Here is a 16,861-nt window from a genome sequence, read left to right as displayed (position 1 = left end):
TGGGGCAGGGCGGGTGGGGGCATCAATCGGGGTTTCGCCAAACTGTAACATCCGGCAGTGTAGTCGCATGACCCCGGACCAGCTCGCCGCCCAAGCCACTACCATCCTGGCCGACCTGATCGCGATCGACACCACGTCGCGCGAGTCGAACCTGGACCTGATCGCCTATGCCGAACAGTATCTGGGCAGGATCGGCGTGACCGGGCGCAGGGTCTTCAACGACGATGGCCGCAAGGCCAATTACTATGCCACGATCGGCCCGATGGAGCCGGGCGGCGTCGTCCTGTCGGGGCATAGCGACGTGGTGCCGGTCGACGGCCAGCCTTGGACCAGCGATCCCTGGCAACTGACGCGGCGGGGGGAGCGGCTGTTCGGGCGGGGTACGTGCGACATGAAGGGCTTTCTGGCGCTGTCGCTCGCGCTGGCTCCGCACGTCGCGCGCAACGGCGCGGTGCGTCCGCTGCATCTGGCCTTTTCCTATGACGAAGAGGTGGGTTGCCTGGGCGCACCGTCGATGATCGCCGAAATCGCCCGTGAAGTCCCGTCCCCCGCCGCCGTCGTGGTGGGCGAGCCGACCGAGATGGTGGTGGTCAGCGGCCATAAGGGGATCGCGACCTGGATCGTGACGGTCAAGGGTCACGAGGCGCATTCCAGCCTGATCCATCTGGGGGCCTCCGCCAACATGGTCGCGATACGGCTGATGCAACAGCTTGCGGACCTGGCCGATCGACTGGCGGGGGAGGGTGATCCGCACGGACCCTTCTGTCCGCATCATGCCACGCTGACCGTCGGACAAGTGAACGGCGGCACCGCGGTCAACATCCTGGCGCGCGAATGTCGATTCGCCTTTGACCTGCGCACGCTGCCGGGGCAGGAGCCCGAGGCGATCCTGGCACCGTTCTTTGCCGCGTGCGACGCGGCCGACGCCGCACTGCGCGCCCGTTTTCCGCAGGCCGGCGTGCGGGTCGAGCGTCGCTCGCGCACGCCCTCCTTCGCGCCCGAGGCGGATGGCATGGCCGAGCGGCTGGCGCGCCGCTGGGCAGGCGACAATGGCCCGGCGCGCGCCGTGCCCTATGCCGCGGAGGCGGGGCAGTTCCAGGGGGCGGGGTTTTCGACCGTCATCTGCGGTCCAGGCTCGATCGCCCAGGCGCATCAGCCCGACGAGTATATCGAGATTGCGCAAATGGAGCGCGGCGCCGCCTTCATGCTGCGGCTGGCGGACGATCTGGTTCGCTGAGGCCCGGGGCCGGGGCCCGGCCTTTCAAAAAATCATGGGGCGGTGGGACGGCTTTCGCACGTCACACCGCCCCATGACGTAACAGGAATTACCAGGGGCGGATCGACTCGCCGTAGATCAGCGCCAGAATGAACTTCAGCATGGGGTTTCTCCCTCGTACACGCCGTTACCCGGCGCATGCAATGGTTAATAGCCTATTAACCAATCCGCAATGGGCAGGTGTTTCGCTTGGATTAGGTTTGCCCGTCTCGCCAAAAAGGCCTGCACGGGCGATACTTACGGGGTTAATACCTTGTTTAACGCTGCCCCCTAATCTGGGGGAGTGAAGAACGGCCTCCCTCGAATCGCCTCTGGTGACCCGTCGCCAAATGGTGCGGTCGATGCCGCCGCGACGGCTGTCGGGGCGCAGTGGCAGTTGCTCGTCCTGGTCGGGTTGGCCAATTTCACGGTATTGCGCCGCCATCTCGGCCGGGCGGTGGTCGGCAAGCTGATCGATGCGGTCGCGGGTCGGGTCGCGCACGTCATTCCCGATGCGGTCGCGCGTGCCGCGTCGCCGTCCGAGGTCGAGGTGATGATCCGCGCAACGTCGCGCGAAGCACTGGACGCGCATCTGCTGACGCTGGGCGAGGCCCTGCGCTATCCCTTCCTGCTGCCCGAGGGCGAGTGTCGAATCGATCCCGTGCTGGGTGCGGCCTTGGCCACCGTGCCGCATGACGACGATATGCGTCTGCTCGAAGAAGCCGAGCAGGCGCTGGCCGATGCGCAGATGGAGGGACGGGTGGTCGTTCGCGAACTCGCCGCCCGCGCCGATCGGCTCGACCGGATCGCCCTGGCGCGCGAGCTGACCCGTGCGATCGAAGAAGGCGGCCTGTCGGTCGACTATCAGCCCAAGGTCCATGTCCGCCAGCAGCGCGTCACGAGCGTCGAAGCGCTGCTGCGGTGGCGGCATCCCTATCATGGTCCGATCAGCCCGGTGGAATTCATCCCGGTGGCCGAGGAGGCGCGGATCATCGGCCCGCTGACTTTGTGGGTGTTGCGCCGGGTCATCGCCGATCAGCGGGTACTGGCCGATGCCGGGCATGACCTGCGTGTGTTCATCAATATCTCGGGCATGTTGCTCGGCGATCAGGACTTCGTCCGCGAAGCCTGCGCGATCGTGATCGACAGCGGTGCCAGGATCGGATTCGAGATCACCGAAACGTCGGTCATCCACGACCCCGAAAGCGCCATCGCCAATCTGAAGTCCGTGGTCGACATGGGCATCGCGGTGGCGATCGACGATTATGGCTCGGGCCTGTCCTCGCTGGCCTATCTCAAGCAGCTTCCCGCCTGCGAATTGAAGATCGACAAGCTGTTCATCACCCAGCTGACCAGTTCCAACCGCGATCCGTTGATCGTGCGCTCGACGATCGATCTGGCTCATGCCCTGGAGATGGAAGTGGTGGCCGAGGGCGTGGAAACGCCCGCCACGCTCGCTCTCCTGACCGTCATGGGTTGCGACATGATCCAGGGCTATCTGATCAGCCGCCCGATCGGGCTGGAGGCGCTGCTCACATTCCTGAGCGAGCAGGCGCATCAGGGGATCACGGCACTGGCCGCGCCGACGCCCTTCGCCCGCCTGGTTGCCAGTGCGCGCGGTTAGGTTCGCGCTGATCTTCATCGCGCTCGTCATGGCGGGTGCGCAGCTTCGCGCTGCCTCCGAACCCGCGATGCCCATAGCCTATATGCGGGCGATCGACGCGGCGAAGGGCGACATGCTTCGCGATCCCGCCATGGCGATGCGCAGGGCCGACACCGCACGAGTAGCGGCGCGCGGAATCGCGGATGGACGTCAACGGGCGCTGGCGCTCGCCACCGCCGACTGGCTTCACGGCGAGGGGGCGGTTCGCATAGGGCGGCCCGACGACGCGAAAGACGTCATCGCCGGAGCGCTCAAGAGCGTGCAGGCGCTGGCACCGAAATCCGATCTGATGGCCAATCTCCTGCTTTCGCAAGGCGGGCTGAACCGCACCGATGGCAAGATCGCCGAGGCGCTGAGTTCCTATCAATCCGCACACCGGGTTTTCCAGCAGCTGAACGACACACGCGGACAGGCCAAGGCACTGGTGCAGATCGCGGACCTGTACAATGACGGCAAGGACTTCACGTCGGCCCTTCGCTATCTGGAACAGGCCAGCAGCACCTATCGTGGTGATGACAGTTTTCGACTGGCGATCCTGAACAACCGCTCGCTCACGCTGGCTGAATTGGACCGTCCGGGCGAGGCGCTGGTCCAGCTACGCGAGGCGATGCGACTGGCGCGTGAGATCGACAGTCCCGCCCTGCAAGCGGTCATCGGCCGCAATATCGCGCGCGCCCAGTTGCGCATGGGGCGGATCGCCGATGCCGAGGGAACGATTGCCCAGGTCCGGCGGGTCGATCCTCGTCCGGGCGATGAAGACACGCGCGCCCTGCAAAGTGTAGCGGCGCAGGCCGCCTTTCAGCGTGGCCGCAAGGTCCAGGCCGCCCAACTGATCGACCAGAGCTTCAAGGGTGTCGATCTGGCGACGACCACCGTGTTGCAGCGGGATGCGCATCGCAGCGCATATGAAATCTATAGCGCCGTCGGACGTACCGACGACGCATTGCACCACCTCCAGGCGTTGAAGCGGATCGACGACGAATCGACCCGGCTGGCGACATCGACCGGCCTTGCGCTGATGGGGGCGCGGTTCAATTTCGCCAATCAGGAACTGCGGATCGCGCGGATGAAGGCGGCCGACCTGCAACGCAACATCGCGTTTGAACGGGAGCAGCTGCGGACCGAGCGTGTCATCCTGATCGGGTCGGTCGGTGCGATCATCATCGTGCTGGCGCTGCTGGGTATATGGCTGGTGACGCTGGGGCGCAGCCGCAACCGGATTCGCGCGGCGCATGGCGAACTGGCGGTGACCAACGACCAGCTTGAGCGCGCGCTGGCGGTCAAGACCGAGTTTCTTGCGACCACCAGCCATGAGATACGCACCCCCCTGAACGGCATATTGGGGATGACCCAGGTCATGCTGGCCGATACCGGGCTGCCCGCGCCGCAGCGTGAGCGGGTCGAGGTGATGCACGGCGCGGGCCTGACGATGCGCGCGCTGGTCGACGACCTGCTCGACGTCGCCAAGATCGAGAATGGCCGCCTGACCCTGGAGGAGGCCCCCTTCGACCTCGCCGCGACGATCCACGGCGCGTCCCGCCTGTTCGAGGATCAGGCGGCGGCCAAGGGGATCGCCTTTGTCCGCGACCTGGCCGATTGCCCGGCGATGGTGGTCGGGGACTCGGCGCGAATTCGTCAGATCGTCTTCAACCTGCTGTCCAATGCCCTGAAATTCACGAGCACCGGCGAGGTCCGGCTGGACGCGCGGCGGACGGCGGACGGCGTCGCGGTGCGGGTCACAGACAGCGGCATCGGCATTTCCCCCGACAAGTTGGAGGAGATTTTCGAGGCCTTTCGCCAGGCTGATGCCAGCACGACCCGGCAGTTCGGTGGCACCGGCCTGGGCCTCGCCATTTGTCGCCGTCTGGCCCGGGCCATGGGGGGCGACGTGACGGTGGTGAGCGAACCGGGGCGCGGTTCGTGCTTTACGCTGACGCTGCCATTGACCGAACTTGCCGTGGAACCTGCACCGGAACGGCCGACCCTGTTGATCCTTGAGCGCAATCCGATCCGCCGCGCCATGTGGACGAAGCTATGCGCCGACCATGCCGTCCCCCTTTTCGCGGGGCGGGCGGAGGAAGCGGTGACCAGGCTGGGCGAGGGGGGAATCGCGCAGGTGCTGGTCGACGACGGCGCGATCCGCGACGAGGGCGTTGCAACCGCCCTGGCCGCCATCGTTCGTGCGGCGGGGCCGACGATCCCGGTCCACGTGTTATGGCCGCAAGCGGAGTCATTGGAAGGGAACGATTTTTTCGACAGCGCATTGGTCAGCTTCATCGGAAAGCCTGTCGCAGGGAGCGAGGTGATGAGTAAGTTGTTCGGCTACTCATCGCAAACCGCCAACACGGCACTTGTAACGCAAGCGGCATGATCGTTAGGGCGGAACCATGACCTGCGCCTCGAATGCCACGACATGCACGATGCGGAAGGGGCGGCGATGAACGTCCTTTTCATCGAGGACGATCGTATGAACCGGCGGGTCGTTCGCGACATGCTGGACGTCGCGGGCGCGCAGATGGCCGAGGCGGAAAATGCCGAGATCGGCCTCCAGATGATCGACCGCGACGATTATCACATGATCCTGATCGACCTGCGCATGCCCGGCATGGACGGGATCACCGCCATCCGCCACATCCGCGCGCGCAACGATGGGAAGGCCGAACTGCCGATCATCGTCGTTACCGCCGACAGTGGGGTCGACTTGCGCGAACGCTGCCTGACCGCAGGCGCGGACGATGTCATCGTCAAGCCGGTCGCAATGGATCAGCTGTTCGAGGCGATCGGCCGTATCCTGGCGGGCGACCGCGGCGGCGCGATCATCGGCTGATCATTTCGCGTCGGGCGGGGCTGCCTCGGGCTTCACGCGCAGCGCGTCGGCCAGCGAAGTGGTGGCGCTGCCGCGCTTGGCGGGCAGGGGCTGAGACGGGTCCGGGGCCCAGCCGGTCAGGAAGACCAGGTTGAACTGCTCGGATACGCGGCCATCGGGATCGGCCATGTCGGCAAAGGCCGCCGCCGCCGTCGCCAGTGTTTCCCGCGCGATCGGCCGCCGCTCGGCCAGCAGATTGTTCGCCGCCATGCCACGCAGATCGCCCAGCAGCCGGCCGAAGTCGCGGTAGCGCACCGCCAGCGTCTCGATATCCGCGACCGGCAGGGTAAAGCCCGCCCGCATCAGCAGGTCGCCCGCCGAACGCACATCGACCTGCGGATGCAACCGCGCCACCGGCCGCTCGGCCTCCGCCACCCGCAACGCCGCACGCAGGCGGGGCAGCGATCCGCCACCGACAAAGGCGCCCAGGAACAGGCCATCGGGCCGGAGCACGCGGCGGATCAGTGTCAGCGCGCCGGGCAGGTCGTCGATCTGGTCGAGGACGCCTGCGCTCACCACCAAGTCGAAGCTGCGATCGGCGAAGGGCAGGCGGTCCTCGTCACCCTGCACGCCGCGTGCACCCCGCGCAAAGGCGAAGCCGGGGTCGAGCCGCGCCACCTTGGCGCCCGGCGGGGGCAGGAAGCCGCCATCGAAACAGCCCAGGTCCAGGATGTGGCGAAACGGCCGCGTCACCGCGTCCAGCCGCTCGGCAATGCCGTCGAGCATGGCCGCGCGCAGGAAATCATGCTCGGCATAATCGGGCTGGGCGCGGTCGCGACGCAGGCGGCGCGCATGACGGTCGAAGATGGTGGGGCTGCTCACCCCGGCGCTTGTGCGCGTTCGCGCGATCGGGAACAAGGCAAAGCCGATGGGGGCTCGCATGAAATGGCCGGGATTTGCGATGGAGCGGGCCGGACCGGCCGCGTTCGCCATCCTGGCGGGCGTGGTCCGCTGGGCGTTGCCGCCGCGCTGCCCTGGATGCGCCGAGCCGGTGGAGGCGGACCATCGCTTCTGTGCCTCCTGCTGGGGACAGTTGCGCTTTCTGGACGATGCGGGCTGCGCGCGGTGCGGCATACCGCTGGACGGCGATGCGATCGGCGAGCGCTGGTGCGGGCCCTGTCTGGCCCGACCGCCACGCCACGCGGGCATCCACGCGGCGGTCGCTTACGGCGCCATCGCGCGGCAACTGCCGATCCGGTTGAAACATGGCGGGCGGATCGGCGTCGCCCGGACCATGGCCGGGCCGATGGCGCGGCGCTTGCCGCCCGATGCCGACCTGTTGGTGCCGGTGCCGCTCCACCGCTGGCGCTTGTGGCGGCGCGGCTTCAACCAGGCGGTGTTGATCGGCGAGGGCGTCGCACGGCTCAGCGGCGTGCCGATCGCTCGCGATGCCCTGGTTCGCGTCCGCGCCACGCCGCTGCTGCGGGGGCTGTCACCGCGACAGCGGCGCGATGCGGTGACCCGCGCCTTTCGCGTCGCCGATCCGGCGGCGGTGAAGGGGCGGCGCGTCGTGCTGGTCGACGATGTCTATACCACCGGGGCAACGGCGGGGGCGTGCGTCCGCGTGTTGCTGGCGGCGGGGGCGGCGTCGGTCGCTATCCTGTGCTGGGCGCGGGTGATCGACGGGGCGGGCGATTGACAAGCTGCCCCGCGCGCCACACCTGAGAGGGATGGCAAAGGTTGAAATCTACACCAAGGCGTTCTGCCCCTATTGCACTCGGGCCAAGGCGCTGCTCGCCTCCAAGGGCGTCGAGCCCCAGGAATATGACATCACCATGGGTGGCCCCCAGCGTGCCGAGATGATCGACCGCGCGAACGGCCGCACCACCGTGCCGCAGGTCTTTATCGACGGGCAGCATATCGGTGGGTCGGACGACCTCGCCGCGCTCGACAAGCGGGGAGGGCTCGACCCGCTGCTGGCGGCATGACCGCCGTCGCGGTGTTGCAGATGACGGCGGGGATCGATCCCGCCGCCAATGCAGCCACGCTGGAACAGGCGATCGCCCGCGCGGCGGCGGGCGGTGCGGCGATGCTGTTCACCCCCGAAATGTCCGGCCTGATCGACCGGGATCGTAGCCGCGCCGCGCCGCATCTGGTCGGCGAGGACAAGGATCCGGTGCTGGCCCGCGTCCGGGCCGCGGCGGCCGAGCATCGCCTATGGGTGAATCTGGGATCGCTGGCCGTGCGCGAGGCGGACGGGCGGCTCGCCAATCGCGGCTATGTCATCGACGATACCGGCGCGATCCGCGCCCGGTACGACAAGATGCACCTGTTCGATGTCGACCTGCCCAGTGGCGAAAGCTGGCGCGAGTCGGCGTCCTATGGGCCCGGTGAGCGGGCGGTGGTCGTCGACACGCCCGTCGGGCGGCTGGGGCTGGCCATATGTTACGATCTGCGCTTCCCGGCGCTGTTCGCCGCGCTGACCGAGGCGGGGGCGACGATCCTGTCGGTGCCCGCTGCCTTCACCCGACCGACGGGGGCGGCGCACTGGCACATCCTGCTGCGTGCCCGCGCGATCGAGGCGGGTGTCCATCTGGTCGCCGCGGCGCAGACCGGCGAGCATCAGGACGGGCGCACCACCTATGGCCATTCGCTGGTCGTCGGGCCATGGGGTGACGTGCTGCTCGACATGGACGACCCTGCGGGGCTGGGCTTCGCGACGATCGACGCGGGCCAGGTCGATGCGGTGCGTGAGCGTCTGCCCGCCATCCGCCATCGCCGCCCCATTCCGCCGGTGGAGCGGGCATGATCGTCTTCGACCTTCGCTGTACCAGCGGCCATGTGTTCGAGGCCTGGTTCGCCTCGTCCACCGCCTATGCCGATCAGCGGGCCGGCGGGCGGGTCGAATGTCCGCTGTGCGGCGACCGGCAGATCGAAAAGGCGGTAATGGCGCCGCAGATCGCCGCCAAGGGCAACCGCAAGCCCGACACGCCCAACCTCCCGTCGCCGGATCGTCGGTCGGTGGACCCCGTGGCGATCAAGGCCGCGCTGGAGCAACTGGCCCACGCGCAGGCCAGGATGCTGGAAAAGTCGACCTGGGTCGGGACCGGCTTTGCCGATCAGGCGCGGGCGATGCATGAAGGCGAGACGCCGGTCGCCCCGATCCATGGTCAGGCGAGCCTGGCGGAGGCCAAGGCGCTGGTCGAGGAAGGCGTACCGGTCGCGCCGCTGCCCTTTCCCGTGGTGCCGCCCAAGCTGACGAACTGATCCGCACAGGCGGACGCCAAACCGCTCTGGACCCCATCGCCTCTGCCGGTTATCACCGCGCTCGCGTGGGGCCCCGTAGCTCAGCAGGATAGAGCATCAGATTCCTAATCTGGGGGCCACTGGTTCGAATCCAGTCGGGGTCACCACGCGCTTTCAGGCATCGGCGAACGGTATCGGCAGCTTCGAACGGGCCAGTTGCGCGCCATTCCGGGTCGCGGGCGTCGGCGCGCTGTTCTATACCGGGTTTGGAACGCTCCGTCGCCATGCTATCACGTGGCACGGCCGGGCACCCCGAAGCAGGAGCGGGCGAAAGCGCGTTCGTTACAATCGCCCGATCACCTCTCCTGCGCGGATCGCCTGTCCCTCGACCAGGGTTTCGGCCAGCGTCATGCCCTTGGGAAGGAACAGGAGGATCGTCGAGCCATGTTCGAACCAGCCCATCTCCTCGCCCTTGCCGATCCGCGCCGAACAGGTGGTGCGGCCGGGGCCATGCTCGCGCAGGGTTCGGACGGTATCCACGCAGTGGAGACGGATGCTGGCGACCAGGATCGCAGCGACCGGCACGATCAGCAGCGGATGGCCCGACATCAATGTCCGCGCCTCGATCACCGCGCGCTCGTTGCGGCAGAACAGCCGCTCGACCCGCTTGAGCGCGATCGGGTTCACGTTCCAGCAGTCGCCCGACAGATAGGTCACGCCCTCGACCACGATATCGGTCGGCGCGTGGAAGCGGTGGTACATGCCCGCCGTCAGCCGCAAGGTCAGGAAAGACCCGTCGCGATACCGCTCGACCAGTGCGGGGTCGGGGATCAGGTCGCCCAGCGTGTAGGGAAACCCCTTCACCTGATAGAGCCGATCATCCTCGATCCGGCCATGCGCGCCGACCAGTGCGTCGCAGGGGCTGGCGATGCTGTCGGGATCGGCATCGAACTCGCGCGCGCCGTCACGCAGCGGGCGGACAAAGCCGTCGCGCAGCGACCGGAACCGCGTGGTGCGCGCGTCGGACAGGTCGACCCCGGCAAAGAATTTCCACAGGCTAAGGCTGGGTTTCGCGATCAGCGGATGCTCGATCCGGGCGATCCGCCCGACCGCCTTCGTCGCGAAGCGGCGCGGCAGGCGGTTGGTCAGGAGGAAATTGATGTCCTCGTTCAGCAAGAACCGCATGATGGGTCCGCGCATTGTCATGCCTCCGTCATGGGTACGCGGTCAAAGGCCGCATGAACCCGATTCTCACTGGCCTGCTGGCCGCTTCCGCCGGTGCCATTGCCCTGACGAAGGGGCATCGGCGACTGACCCTGTCGCGCGCCAAGCATCCGGGGCTGGGCGGCCATGTCCGCATGGCCAAGCGCATCGCCGGGCAGATCCCGTTCTATGCCTATGGCGAGGATCGCTTCTTTTGCGTCGACGATGCGCCCGACACCGTCGCGGCCCGGCGGCGTGCCGGGTTCGAGCGGCTGGGCGCGCTGTTCGCCGAGCGCTTCGCCAGGACGCTGGCACTGACCCGCGAGACGCGGCCCGGCCTGTCCGACCTGCAGTTCACCGGTGCGTACCGTGTGCCGTTCCAATTCCGCGAGAAGGTCCGCACGACCCTGGCGACCGGCGCCTTTTACGAGCGCTCCGAGGGGCCGATCCTGGTCGACCTGGACGGTAACCACCTGATCGACCTGACCGGTTCCTACGGCGTCAACCTGTTCGGCAACGACTTCTACAAGCAGACCATGGCCGAGGGTGCGGCGATGGTGAGCGATCTGGGCGGGGTGCTCGGCTCGTTCCACCCGGTCGTCGCCGACAATGTCCGCCGCCTGACCGCGCTGTCGGGAATGGACGAGGTGTCCTTCCACATGTCGGGCACCGAGGCGGTGATGCAGGCGGTGCGGCTGGCGCGCTACCATAGCAAGCGACCGCGCCTGGTGCGGTTCGCGGGCGCCTATCATGGCTGGTGGGGTGATGTGCAGCCCGGCATCGGCAACCCGGTGCCCGCCGACCGCACGCTGACGCTGGCCGACATGTCCGAGCGGACGCTGAAGGTGCTGGCGACGCGCAAGGATATCGCCTGCGTGCTGGTCAATCCGCTCCAGGCGATGCACCCCAATGGCTCGGCCCCGTCCGACGGTCAGCTGGTCGATGGCGGGCGCAAGGCGGGGGCGGATATGGCCGCCTATCGCGACTGGCTGCACCGGCTGGCCGAGACTTGCCGCGCGAACGGCATCGTCCTGATCTTCGACGAGGTATTCATGGGCTTTCGCCTGGCGAAAGGTGGGATGCCCGAATATTTCGGGGTGAGGCCCGACCTGATCACCTACGGCAAAACGCTGGGCGGCGGTCTGCCGGTCGGCGTGCTGTGCGGTCCGGCCCATCTGATGAAGCGCTGGCGTGAGGATCGCCCCGTCGACATCTGCTTCGCGCGCGGGACCTTCAATTCGCACCCCATGGTGATGGGGGCGATGAACGCGTTCCTGCGGCGGCTGGAGACGCCCGAGGTGGCGGCGCTGTATGACGGGCTGGACGAGCGTTGGAACGCGCGCGCCGCGATGTTCAATGCGCGCATGGCGGAGGCCGGCCTCCCGCTGTGGGTCGCGCATGTCCAGACGATCTGGACCATCCTCTACTCGGTCGCCTCGCCCTATAACTGGATGCTGCAATATTATCTCCGGGCGGCGGGCTTGGCGTTGAGCTGGGTCGGGACCGGGCGGCTGATCTTCAGCCTCGACATCGACGACCCCCTGTTCGCCGATATTTGCGACCGCTTCGTTGCAGCGGGACAACAGATGCGTGACGATGGCTGGTGGTGGACCTCGCCCGATGCGCCCGCCGACCCGAAGCAGGCGAACAAGGCGATCCGGCGGCGGATATTGAAGGAGTCCCTGGCGGTGCGGTTGGGGCGGGGGGCGTGAAGACCTCCCCTTATTAAGCCCCTCTCCCGGCAGGGGGAGGGGTTGGGGAGGGGCAAGGGCCACAGGCGAAAATCTCTGTGAGATCCTTGCCCTCCCCCATCCCCTCCTGCCTGCGGAGGGGAGCAAAAAAGAAGGGCGGCGGTCCTTCTCGAACCGCCGCCCCGTCCGTCAAACCAAGGTCGACCTTACGCGGCCTTCAGATCCTCGAAATCATCGGCATCGTGATGATCCATCCGCTCGCCCTTCATCAGTCGGCGCGGCGCGCTCTTGTACATCTTGAAGTCGTTGAACGGGTCGGTGACGATCTTCGTCGCCCAGACCAGCCCGGTTTCCAGATCGCGCTGCACCCAGAGCTGCATGACCCGCACGAAGATCGCGCTGACGCCCAGGCCAAGCCAGCCGATGCCGACATGGCGCAGATAGCCCATGAAGCCATCCGGATATTCCAGTGTCCCGAACAAGGTGGGTTGGAACAGCAGCACGACCGGGATCGCGCCCCAGATGGCCATCAGCACATATTTGCGGGCCAGGTTATAGCCGACCTTGATCTCTTCCTTATGCTCATGCGTCGCCTTGTTCACATGGTCATAGCCCTTGGGCTCGAAGAAGAAGTGGCCTGCCTGGCGGCTGGTCATCGCGACGCCCCAGGCGAGCAGGCTGGCGACCGCCGGGTCGATGAACAGCAGCACGTACGCGGTCAGGAAGGTGCAGGCGCTGACGAAGTGCAGGCTCTGGTTGACCAGGCTGTGGTGGTAATAACGATGATCGTCCCACCGCTGTTCGGCAAGCTGCGCGCGAAAACCCGTCATTGCACATGTCCTTGGAGGATGGGCTGGCGCTTGGCGAAGCGGACCAGCGAGAAATGGCCGAGCGGGGGCAGGGGGCGGCTTTCGACCAGCTCCACATCGCCGCGCGTCGCGGCCCAGTCGGTATAGCGTTCGAACGGGAAGTCGGTGCGGAAGCCCAGGCGGCTGGTGACCGGCATCAGCGTCTTCTCGATCCGCCCGCGCAGGCCGTTGCCCGCGCCGACGCGCGTCGTGATCACGATCTCGCCACCGGGGCGGCAGATGCGCGCGAACTCGTCCAGCGCCTTTTCGGGGTTGGGCACGGCGGTGATGACATATTGCGCCACCACCACGTCGAAGCTGTTGTCGGCGAATTGCAGCGCCTCGGCATCGCCGTAGGCGATCTGCTCGACATGGGTCAGCTTGCCGCTGCGCACCCGTTCGCGCGCCTTGTCGAGCATCGGCTCGGACAGGTCGACGCCGACGATGCGGTTCCGGTTGGAATATTGGGGCAGCGAGATGCCGGTGCCGACCCCCACCTCGATGATGCGGCCGCCGATCCGTTCGGCGGCGACGATGGCGGCGGAGCGGCCCTTCTTGAAGACGGGGCCGAAGACCAGATCATAAACCGGGGACCAGCGATCATAGGCCTTGGTGACGCTGGCGGTACTCATCTGCGTTGCCATCGAAGGGGCATCCCGTTGTGCGACGATGCCAATCCTGTTCGCAGCAGGCGGTGACACTTTCGCGACAAAGCCTGCTTGCCATGCGAGAATTTCTCAATAGCGAAACCAATATGTCATCAACCCGGCATGAATTTGTCGCATCAAGCCTCTACATATTATTGTGTCGGTATCCGACCAAAATGGTTTTAGCCTGCCAGGCAAGGTTATGCCTTGTCGGCGATAGTCCTATTTACTGTTAGAAATTTCCTTTGAACTTGAAGTTGGCGCCTGAGGATTCGGGATATCCGGCCTTGCGCCTTTTGTATCACTCGTCCGGCAGGCGGTCTCGGGGAACGCGTGAAACAGCGCAGCGATGTGCGCCGCGCAGGCATCGCATCGGTGATAATACGCCAAGCGATCGGTGAAATTTCCCAGACTATGGCGATTCATGCCTAGCCCTAAATCGCTAAGTGGCTGAAAACATACATTCGAAGTGTGTGGCACGACTAATGCAGTAACTCACATGCCGGGGTCATCCGGCACCAGGGAGTTACCACCATGTTGCTGAAATTGCTGATCGCATCGACCGTATCGACCGCCGCTCCGGTCCGGGAGGCCCCCACCGTCACGCTGGACGCCGTCGCCGTTGTGACCGACCTTCGCGGCCGTCCCGCCGCGTCCGATGCCAAGACCCGTTACTGCATCGTCGATCGTCTCCCCGGATCGCTGATCCCGACCCGGTTCTGCCACACGGCCAGCGAGTGGATCGCCATCGACGGTGCGGTTCCCACCGGCCGTATCGCGCGCCGCTGATCCTACCTCGTTCCGATTTCTGGAGACGTCCCATGATCCTCACCCTGCTCGCCGCCACCGCTGCCCTGACCGCCGCATCGCCGCGCGATGACGTCGTCAAGCCCGCTGCTGCTCCCGCCGCCGCCACCGCTCTGCCGACCGCGCCGGCCGCCGCCAAGCCGACCCGCTACTGCTTCCTGAATGTCGAGGAAGACCACATCATGCGTGGCAAGGTTTGCAAGACACGCAAGGCCTGGCTGTGGAACGGCGTCGACCCGCTCAACTATATCGGCCGCAACAAGTGAGGAAAAAGGGTGGGGGTCGCCCATGCCGGGCAGCCCCGCCCGCCGCGATCAGACCAGATCGCGCGAATAGACGTTATAGGTCTTGTTGACGTTGCTGTTGATGGTCTCGGCGATCGAGCGCATCCCCTGATTGTCGTCGAGAATCCAGCCGATCTCGCCGCGCGACGCGCCGTAACGCACGATCGAGGCGCGGCGGATATATTCGATCATCATGAAGGCCAGCTGGCTGGCCATGCGCGACGACTGCAATTCCTTGACCACCCCCATCAACGGCACACGCATCGTCCGCACCTTGGGCGCGCGCAGCCACAGCAGCAGCTTGGCCCAGCCGAAGGGGAGCAGGCTGCCGTTCAGCGGCTTGATCGCCTCGTTCAGGTCGGGGAGCGTGATCATGAACGCCACCGGCTTGCCGTCCAGTTCGGCGATGCGGATCAGGTCGTTGAAGACGATCGGCTTCAGCTTGACGCCGACATCCTTGATCTCGGGCGGGGTGAGGGGGATGAAGCCCCAATTGTCGGACCACGCATCGTTCAGGATGTGCAGGATGATCGCGGCCTCTTCGTCGAACTTGGCCTTGTTTACCTCGCGGATGCGGATGCGTTCGTTCTTCTCGCCCGACTTGATGATGCGCTGGACGATCGGGGGAAATTCCTGCGTGATGTCCAGCTCATAGGTGAAGAGCTGCTTGACGATGCCGTACCCCGCCGCCTCGATCCAGCCCTGATATTCGGGGCGCGCATGGCCCATCATGATCGTCGGGTCCTGATCGAAGCCCTGGACCAGCAGGCCCGGTTCTTCCCACACCGATTGCGACACGGGGCCAATCGCCCGCGTCATGCCCTGTTCGCGCAGCCAGCCCTCGGCGGCGGCAAGCAGGCTGCGGAACACGTCCTGGTTCGTCGCATCCATCAGGCCCCAGAAGCCGACACCGGGCCCGAAGCCCTTGGCCGGGTCCATCTCCAGCGCCAGCGTGTCGAGATGCGCGGAGACGCGGCCGACGACCTTGCCATTGTCCTCCGCCAGGAAAAGCTGCGCCTTGGCATGGCTGTACCAGCCATTCTTTTCCGGCGTGATCAGGCCCAGCGCCTCGCCCTTCAGCGGCGGAACCCAGTGGGGGTCGTTGGCGTAGAGCGAAAACGGGAAGTCGACGAACGCCTTGCGATCGCGCTTCGACGAGATGGGACGGATGGAAACGGTCATGGAATGCGGTCCGGCAATGATTTTGCCGTCATTCCTAACCGTCTCGCTCGATCATAGCGAGTGAGGATTCCGTCATGGCGGGGCGTGGGAATGCCACCGTGTCGCCACTATGTGGGGGCAAAGGATAAACCATGGATTCGACGCTTTCTTTCGACCGCGCCTCGGCCCCGAACGCCGCCGTTGCCACGCCCCGTGTCCCCATCATGGACGACAAGGCCATGCTGCGGGCGGCCGCCGAGCTGACCCGCGACCTGATCGCGCCGCGCCCCAGGCTCTATTGGGCCGACATGGCGGGCAGCGCACTGCTCGGTTACGCGGCGCTCGGCGTCGCGGTGACGGTGTCGTCGACGGGCGTGATCGTGGTGGCTTCGGTCGTGGCGGTGCTGGCGCTGTATCGTGCGCTGCTGTTCATCCATGAAGTCAGCCATATGAAGCATTCGGCGCTGCCGCACTTCCGCGAGGGATGGAACGCGCTGGTCGGCGTGCCGCTGCTGACCCCCGCCTTCATGTATGAAGGGGTGCACAATCTGCACCATGCCAAGACGCGTTACGGCACGGCGGAGGATCCCGAATATCTGCCGCTGGCGCTGATGAAGCCGTGGACGCTGCCGGTGTTCATCCTGGTGTCCACGCTGGCGCCGCTGGGCCTGCTGATCCGGTTCGCGATCCTGTCGCCGCTGTCGTGGGTGATTCCGGGCCTGCGCAAGATCGTCGTCGAGCGTTATTCGGCACTGGCGATCAATCCGCAATTCCGTCGCCGCATGCCCGAGGGAGAGGCGCTGGTGCGCTTCAACCGCACCGACGCGGCGGCCTCGATCTGGGCGATCGCGCTGGTGGCCATGGTCGCGACGGGTGTCGTTCCGGTGCGCGGCTTTGCGATCGGGTTCGCGATCGGGTCTGCGGTGGCGGTGCTCAATCAGGTCCGTACGCTGGTCGCGCATCTGTGGGAGAATGAGGGCGAGCAGATGACTGTCACGGCCCAGTATCTCGACTCGGTCAACGTACCGCCGCCCGCGCTGCTGCCGGGGCTGTGGGCGCCGGTGGGGCTGCGGTATCACGCGCTGCACCACTTGCTGCCGTCGCTGCCCTATCATGCGCTGGGTGAGGCGCACCGCCGGATCAGTGCGGCGCTGACCCCCGACTCGCCCTATCACAAGGCCAGCTACAAGGGCCTGCCGGGGCTGGTCGCCAAGATCGGTCTGAGCACGATCCGCCGGGGGAAGTAACTT

Annotated in this window: 17 protein-coding genes and 1 tRNA gene; 13 read left to right on the top strand and 5 right to left on the bottom strand. The window is 66.3% G+C overall.

All coding sequences use genetic code 11. From position 1 onward, the window contains the following. Positions 1-67 precede the first annotated feature (67 nt). The 4 genes from argE (at position 68) to SOM26_RS10605 (ending at position 5,745) form a co-directional block, all read left to right on the top strand. Entirely contained in the window at positions 68-1,237 is a 1,170-nt protein-coding gene (gene argE, locus SOM26_RS10620; RefSeq protein WP_320452678.1) for an acetylornithine deacetylase, read from the top strand. Positions 1,238-1,559: 322 nt separating this feature from the next. After that, positions 1,560-2,879 (top strand): EAL domain-containing protein, encoded by a 1,320-nt coding sequence (locus SOM26_RS10615; RefSeq protein ID WP_320452677.1) that lies wholly within the window; start codon positions 1,560-1,562, stop codon positions 2,877-2,879. Beyond that, on the top strand, positions 2,866-5,289 hold the full coding sequence (locus SOM26_RS10610) for a tetratricopeptide repeat-containing sensor histidine kinase (RefSeq protein WP_320452676.1): 2,424 nt from the start codon (positions 2,866-2,868) through the stop codon (positions 5,287-5,289). Before SOM26_RS10615 ends, SOM26_RS10610 begins: the two co-directional genes overlap by 14 nt. 66 nt (positions 5,290-5,355) lie before the next feature. After that, a complete protein-coding gene (locus SOM26_RS10605) occupies positions 5,356-5,745 on the top strand; it encodes a response regulator (RefSeq protein ID WP_320452675.1) in 390 nt (129 codons plus the stop codon). Here the strand turns inward: SOM26_RS10605 and SOM26_RS10600 are convergent, their stop codons facing one another. Further along, a complete protein-coding gene (locus SOM26_RS10600; protein ID WP_320452674.1) occupies positions 5,746-6,606 on the bottom strand; it encodes a class I SAM-dependent methyltransferase in 861 nt (286 codons plus the stop codon). It abuts the gene before it with no gap. 58 nt (positions 6,607-6,664) lie between these two features. Here SOM26_RS10600 and SOM26_RS10595 point away from each other — a divergent pair, with 58 nt between their 5' ends. The 5 genes from SOM26_RS10595 to SOM26_RS10575 all read left to right on the top strand — a co-directional run bounded on the left by SOM26_RS10595 (position 6,665) and on the right by SOM26_RS10575 (position 9,137). Further along, positions 6,665-7,423: a ComF family protein gene (locus tag SOM26_RS10595; protein ID WP_320452673.1), complete on the top strand. Its 759-nt coding sequence runs from the start codon at positions 6,665-6,667 to the stop codon at positions 7,421-7,423. A 31-nt stretch (positions 7,424-7,454) separates the two neighbouring features. Beyond that, a complete protein-coding gene (grxC, locus tag SOM26_RS10590; protein ID WP_320452672.1) occupies positions 7,455-7,712 on the top strand; it encodes a glutaredoxin 3 in 258 nt (85 codons plus the stop codon). Then, positions 7,709-8,533, top strand: a complete 825-nt coding sequence (locus SOM26_RS10585; protein WP_320452671.1) for a carbon-nitrogen hydrolase family protein — start codon at positions 7,709-7,711, stop codon at positions 8,531-8,533. Before grxC ends, SOM26_RS10585 begins: the two co-directional genes overlap by 4 nt. Then, positions 8,530-8,991, top strand: a complete 462-nt coding sequence (locus SOM26_RS10580) for a DUF1178 family protein (protein ID WP_320452670.1) — start codon at positions 8,530-8,532, stop codon at positions 8,989-8,991. Before SOM26_RS10585 ends, SOM26_RS10580 begins: the two co-directional genes overlap by 4 nt. A gap of 69 nt (positions 8,992-9,060) precedes the next feature. Next, positions 9,061-9,137, top strand: a tRNA-Arg gene (locus SOM26_RS10575). A gap of 175 nt (positions 9,138-9,312) precedes the next feature. Here the strand turns inward: SOM26_RS10575 and asd are convergent. Continuing rightward, positions 9,313-10,155 (bottom strand): archaetidylserine decarboxylase, encoded by an 843-nt coding sequence (gene asd / locus SOM26_RS10570; RefSeq protein WP_320452669.1) that lies wholly within the window; start codon positions 10,153-10,155, stop codon positions 9,313-9,315. A gap of 53 nt (positions 10,156-10,208) precedes the next feature. Between asd and SOM26_RS10565 the strand changes: the two genes are divergently transcribed. Then, positions 10,209-11,885 carry an aminotransferase class III-fold pyridoxal phosphate-dependent enzyme gene (locus SOM26_RS10565; RefSeq protein ID WP_320452668.1) on the top strand — a complete coding sequence of 559 codons (1,677 nt, stop codon included), beginning with the start codon at positions 10,209-10,211 and terminating at the stop codon, positions 11,883-11,885. A gap of 185 nt (positions 11,886-12,070) precedes the next feature. Here SOM26_RS10565 and SOM26_RS10560 read toward each other — a convergent pair whose 3' ends face one another. Then, positions 12,071-12,694, bottom strand: coding sequence for a hypothetical protein (locus tag SOM26_RS10560; RefSeq protein WP_320452667.1), 624 nt, complete (start codon positions 12,692-12,694; stop codon positions 12,071-12,073). Next, the gene (locus tag SOM26_RS10555; protein WP_320452666.1) at positions 12,691-13,344 is read right to left on the bottom strand and encodes a class I SAM-dependent methyltransferase; all 654 of its coding nucleotides are present in this window, start codon (positions 13,342-13,344) and stop codon (positions 12,691-12,693) included. The genes SOM26_RS10560 and SOM26_RS10555 overlap by 4 nt, the downstream gene beginning before the upstream one ends. Before the next feature lie 549 nt (positions 13,345-13,893). Between SOM26_RS10555 and SOM26_RS10550 the strand changes: the two genes are divergently transcribed. After that, the gene (locus tag SOM26_RS10550) at positions 13,894-14,148 is read left to right on the top strand and encodes a hypothetical protein (protein WP_320452665.1); all 255 of its coding nucleotides are present in this window, start codon (positions 13,894-13,896) and stop codon (positions 14,146-14,148) included. 32 nt (positions 14,149-14,180) lie between these two features. Beyond that, positions 14,181-14,432 (top strand): hypothetical protein, encoded by a 252-nt coding sequence (locus SOM26_RS10545; RefSeq protein ID WP_320452664.1) that lies wholly within the window; start codon positions 14,181-14,183, stop codon positions 14,430-14,432. A 48-nt stretch (positions 14,433-14,480) separates the two neighbouring features. Here SOM26_RS10545 and SOM26_RS10540 read toward each other — a convergent pair whose 3' ends face one another. Further along, entirely contained in the window at positions 14,481-15,632 is a 1,152-nt protein-coding gene (locus SOM26_RS10540; RefSeq protein ID WP_320452663.1) for a GNAT family N-acetyltransferase, read from the bottom strand. Between the two features lie 131 nt (positions 15,633-15,763). Here SOM26_RS10540 and SOM26_RS10535 point away from each other — a divergent pair, with 131 nt between their 5' ends. Beyond that, positions 15,764-16,858: a fatty acid desaturase family protein gene (locus SOM26_RS10535; RefSeq protein WP_320452662.1), complete on the top strand. Its 1,095-nt coding sequence runs from the start codon at positions 15,764-15,766 to the stop codon at positions 16,856-16,858. Positions 16,859-16,861: the final 3 nt, after the last annotated feature.

Source organism: Sphingomonas sp. CFBP8993 (assembly GCF_034044895.1).
In the GTDB taxonomy this organism is placed as follows: Bacteria; Pseudomonadota; Alphaproteobacteria; order Sphingomonadales; family Sphingomonadaceae; genus Sphingomonas.
Note: the sequence above shows the minus strand (reverse complement) of the source record. Positions and strands in the feature narration are given on the sequence as shown.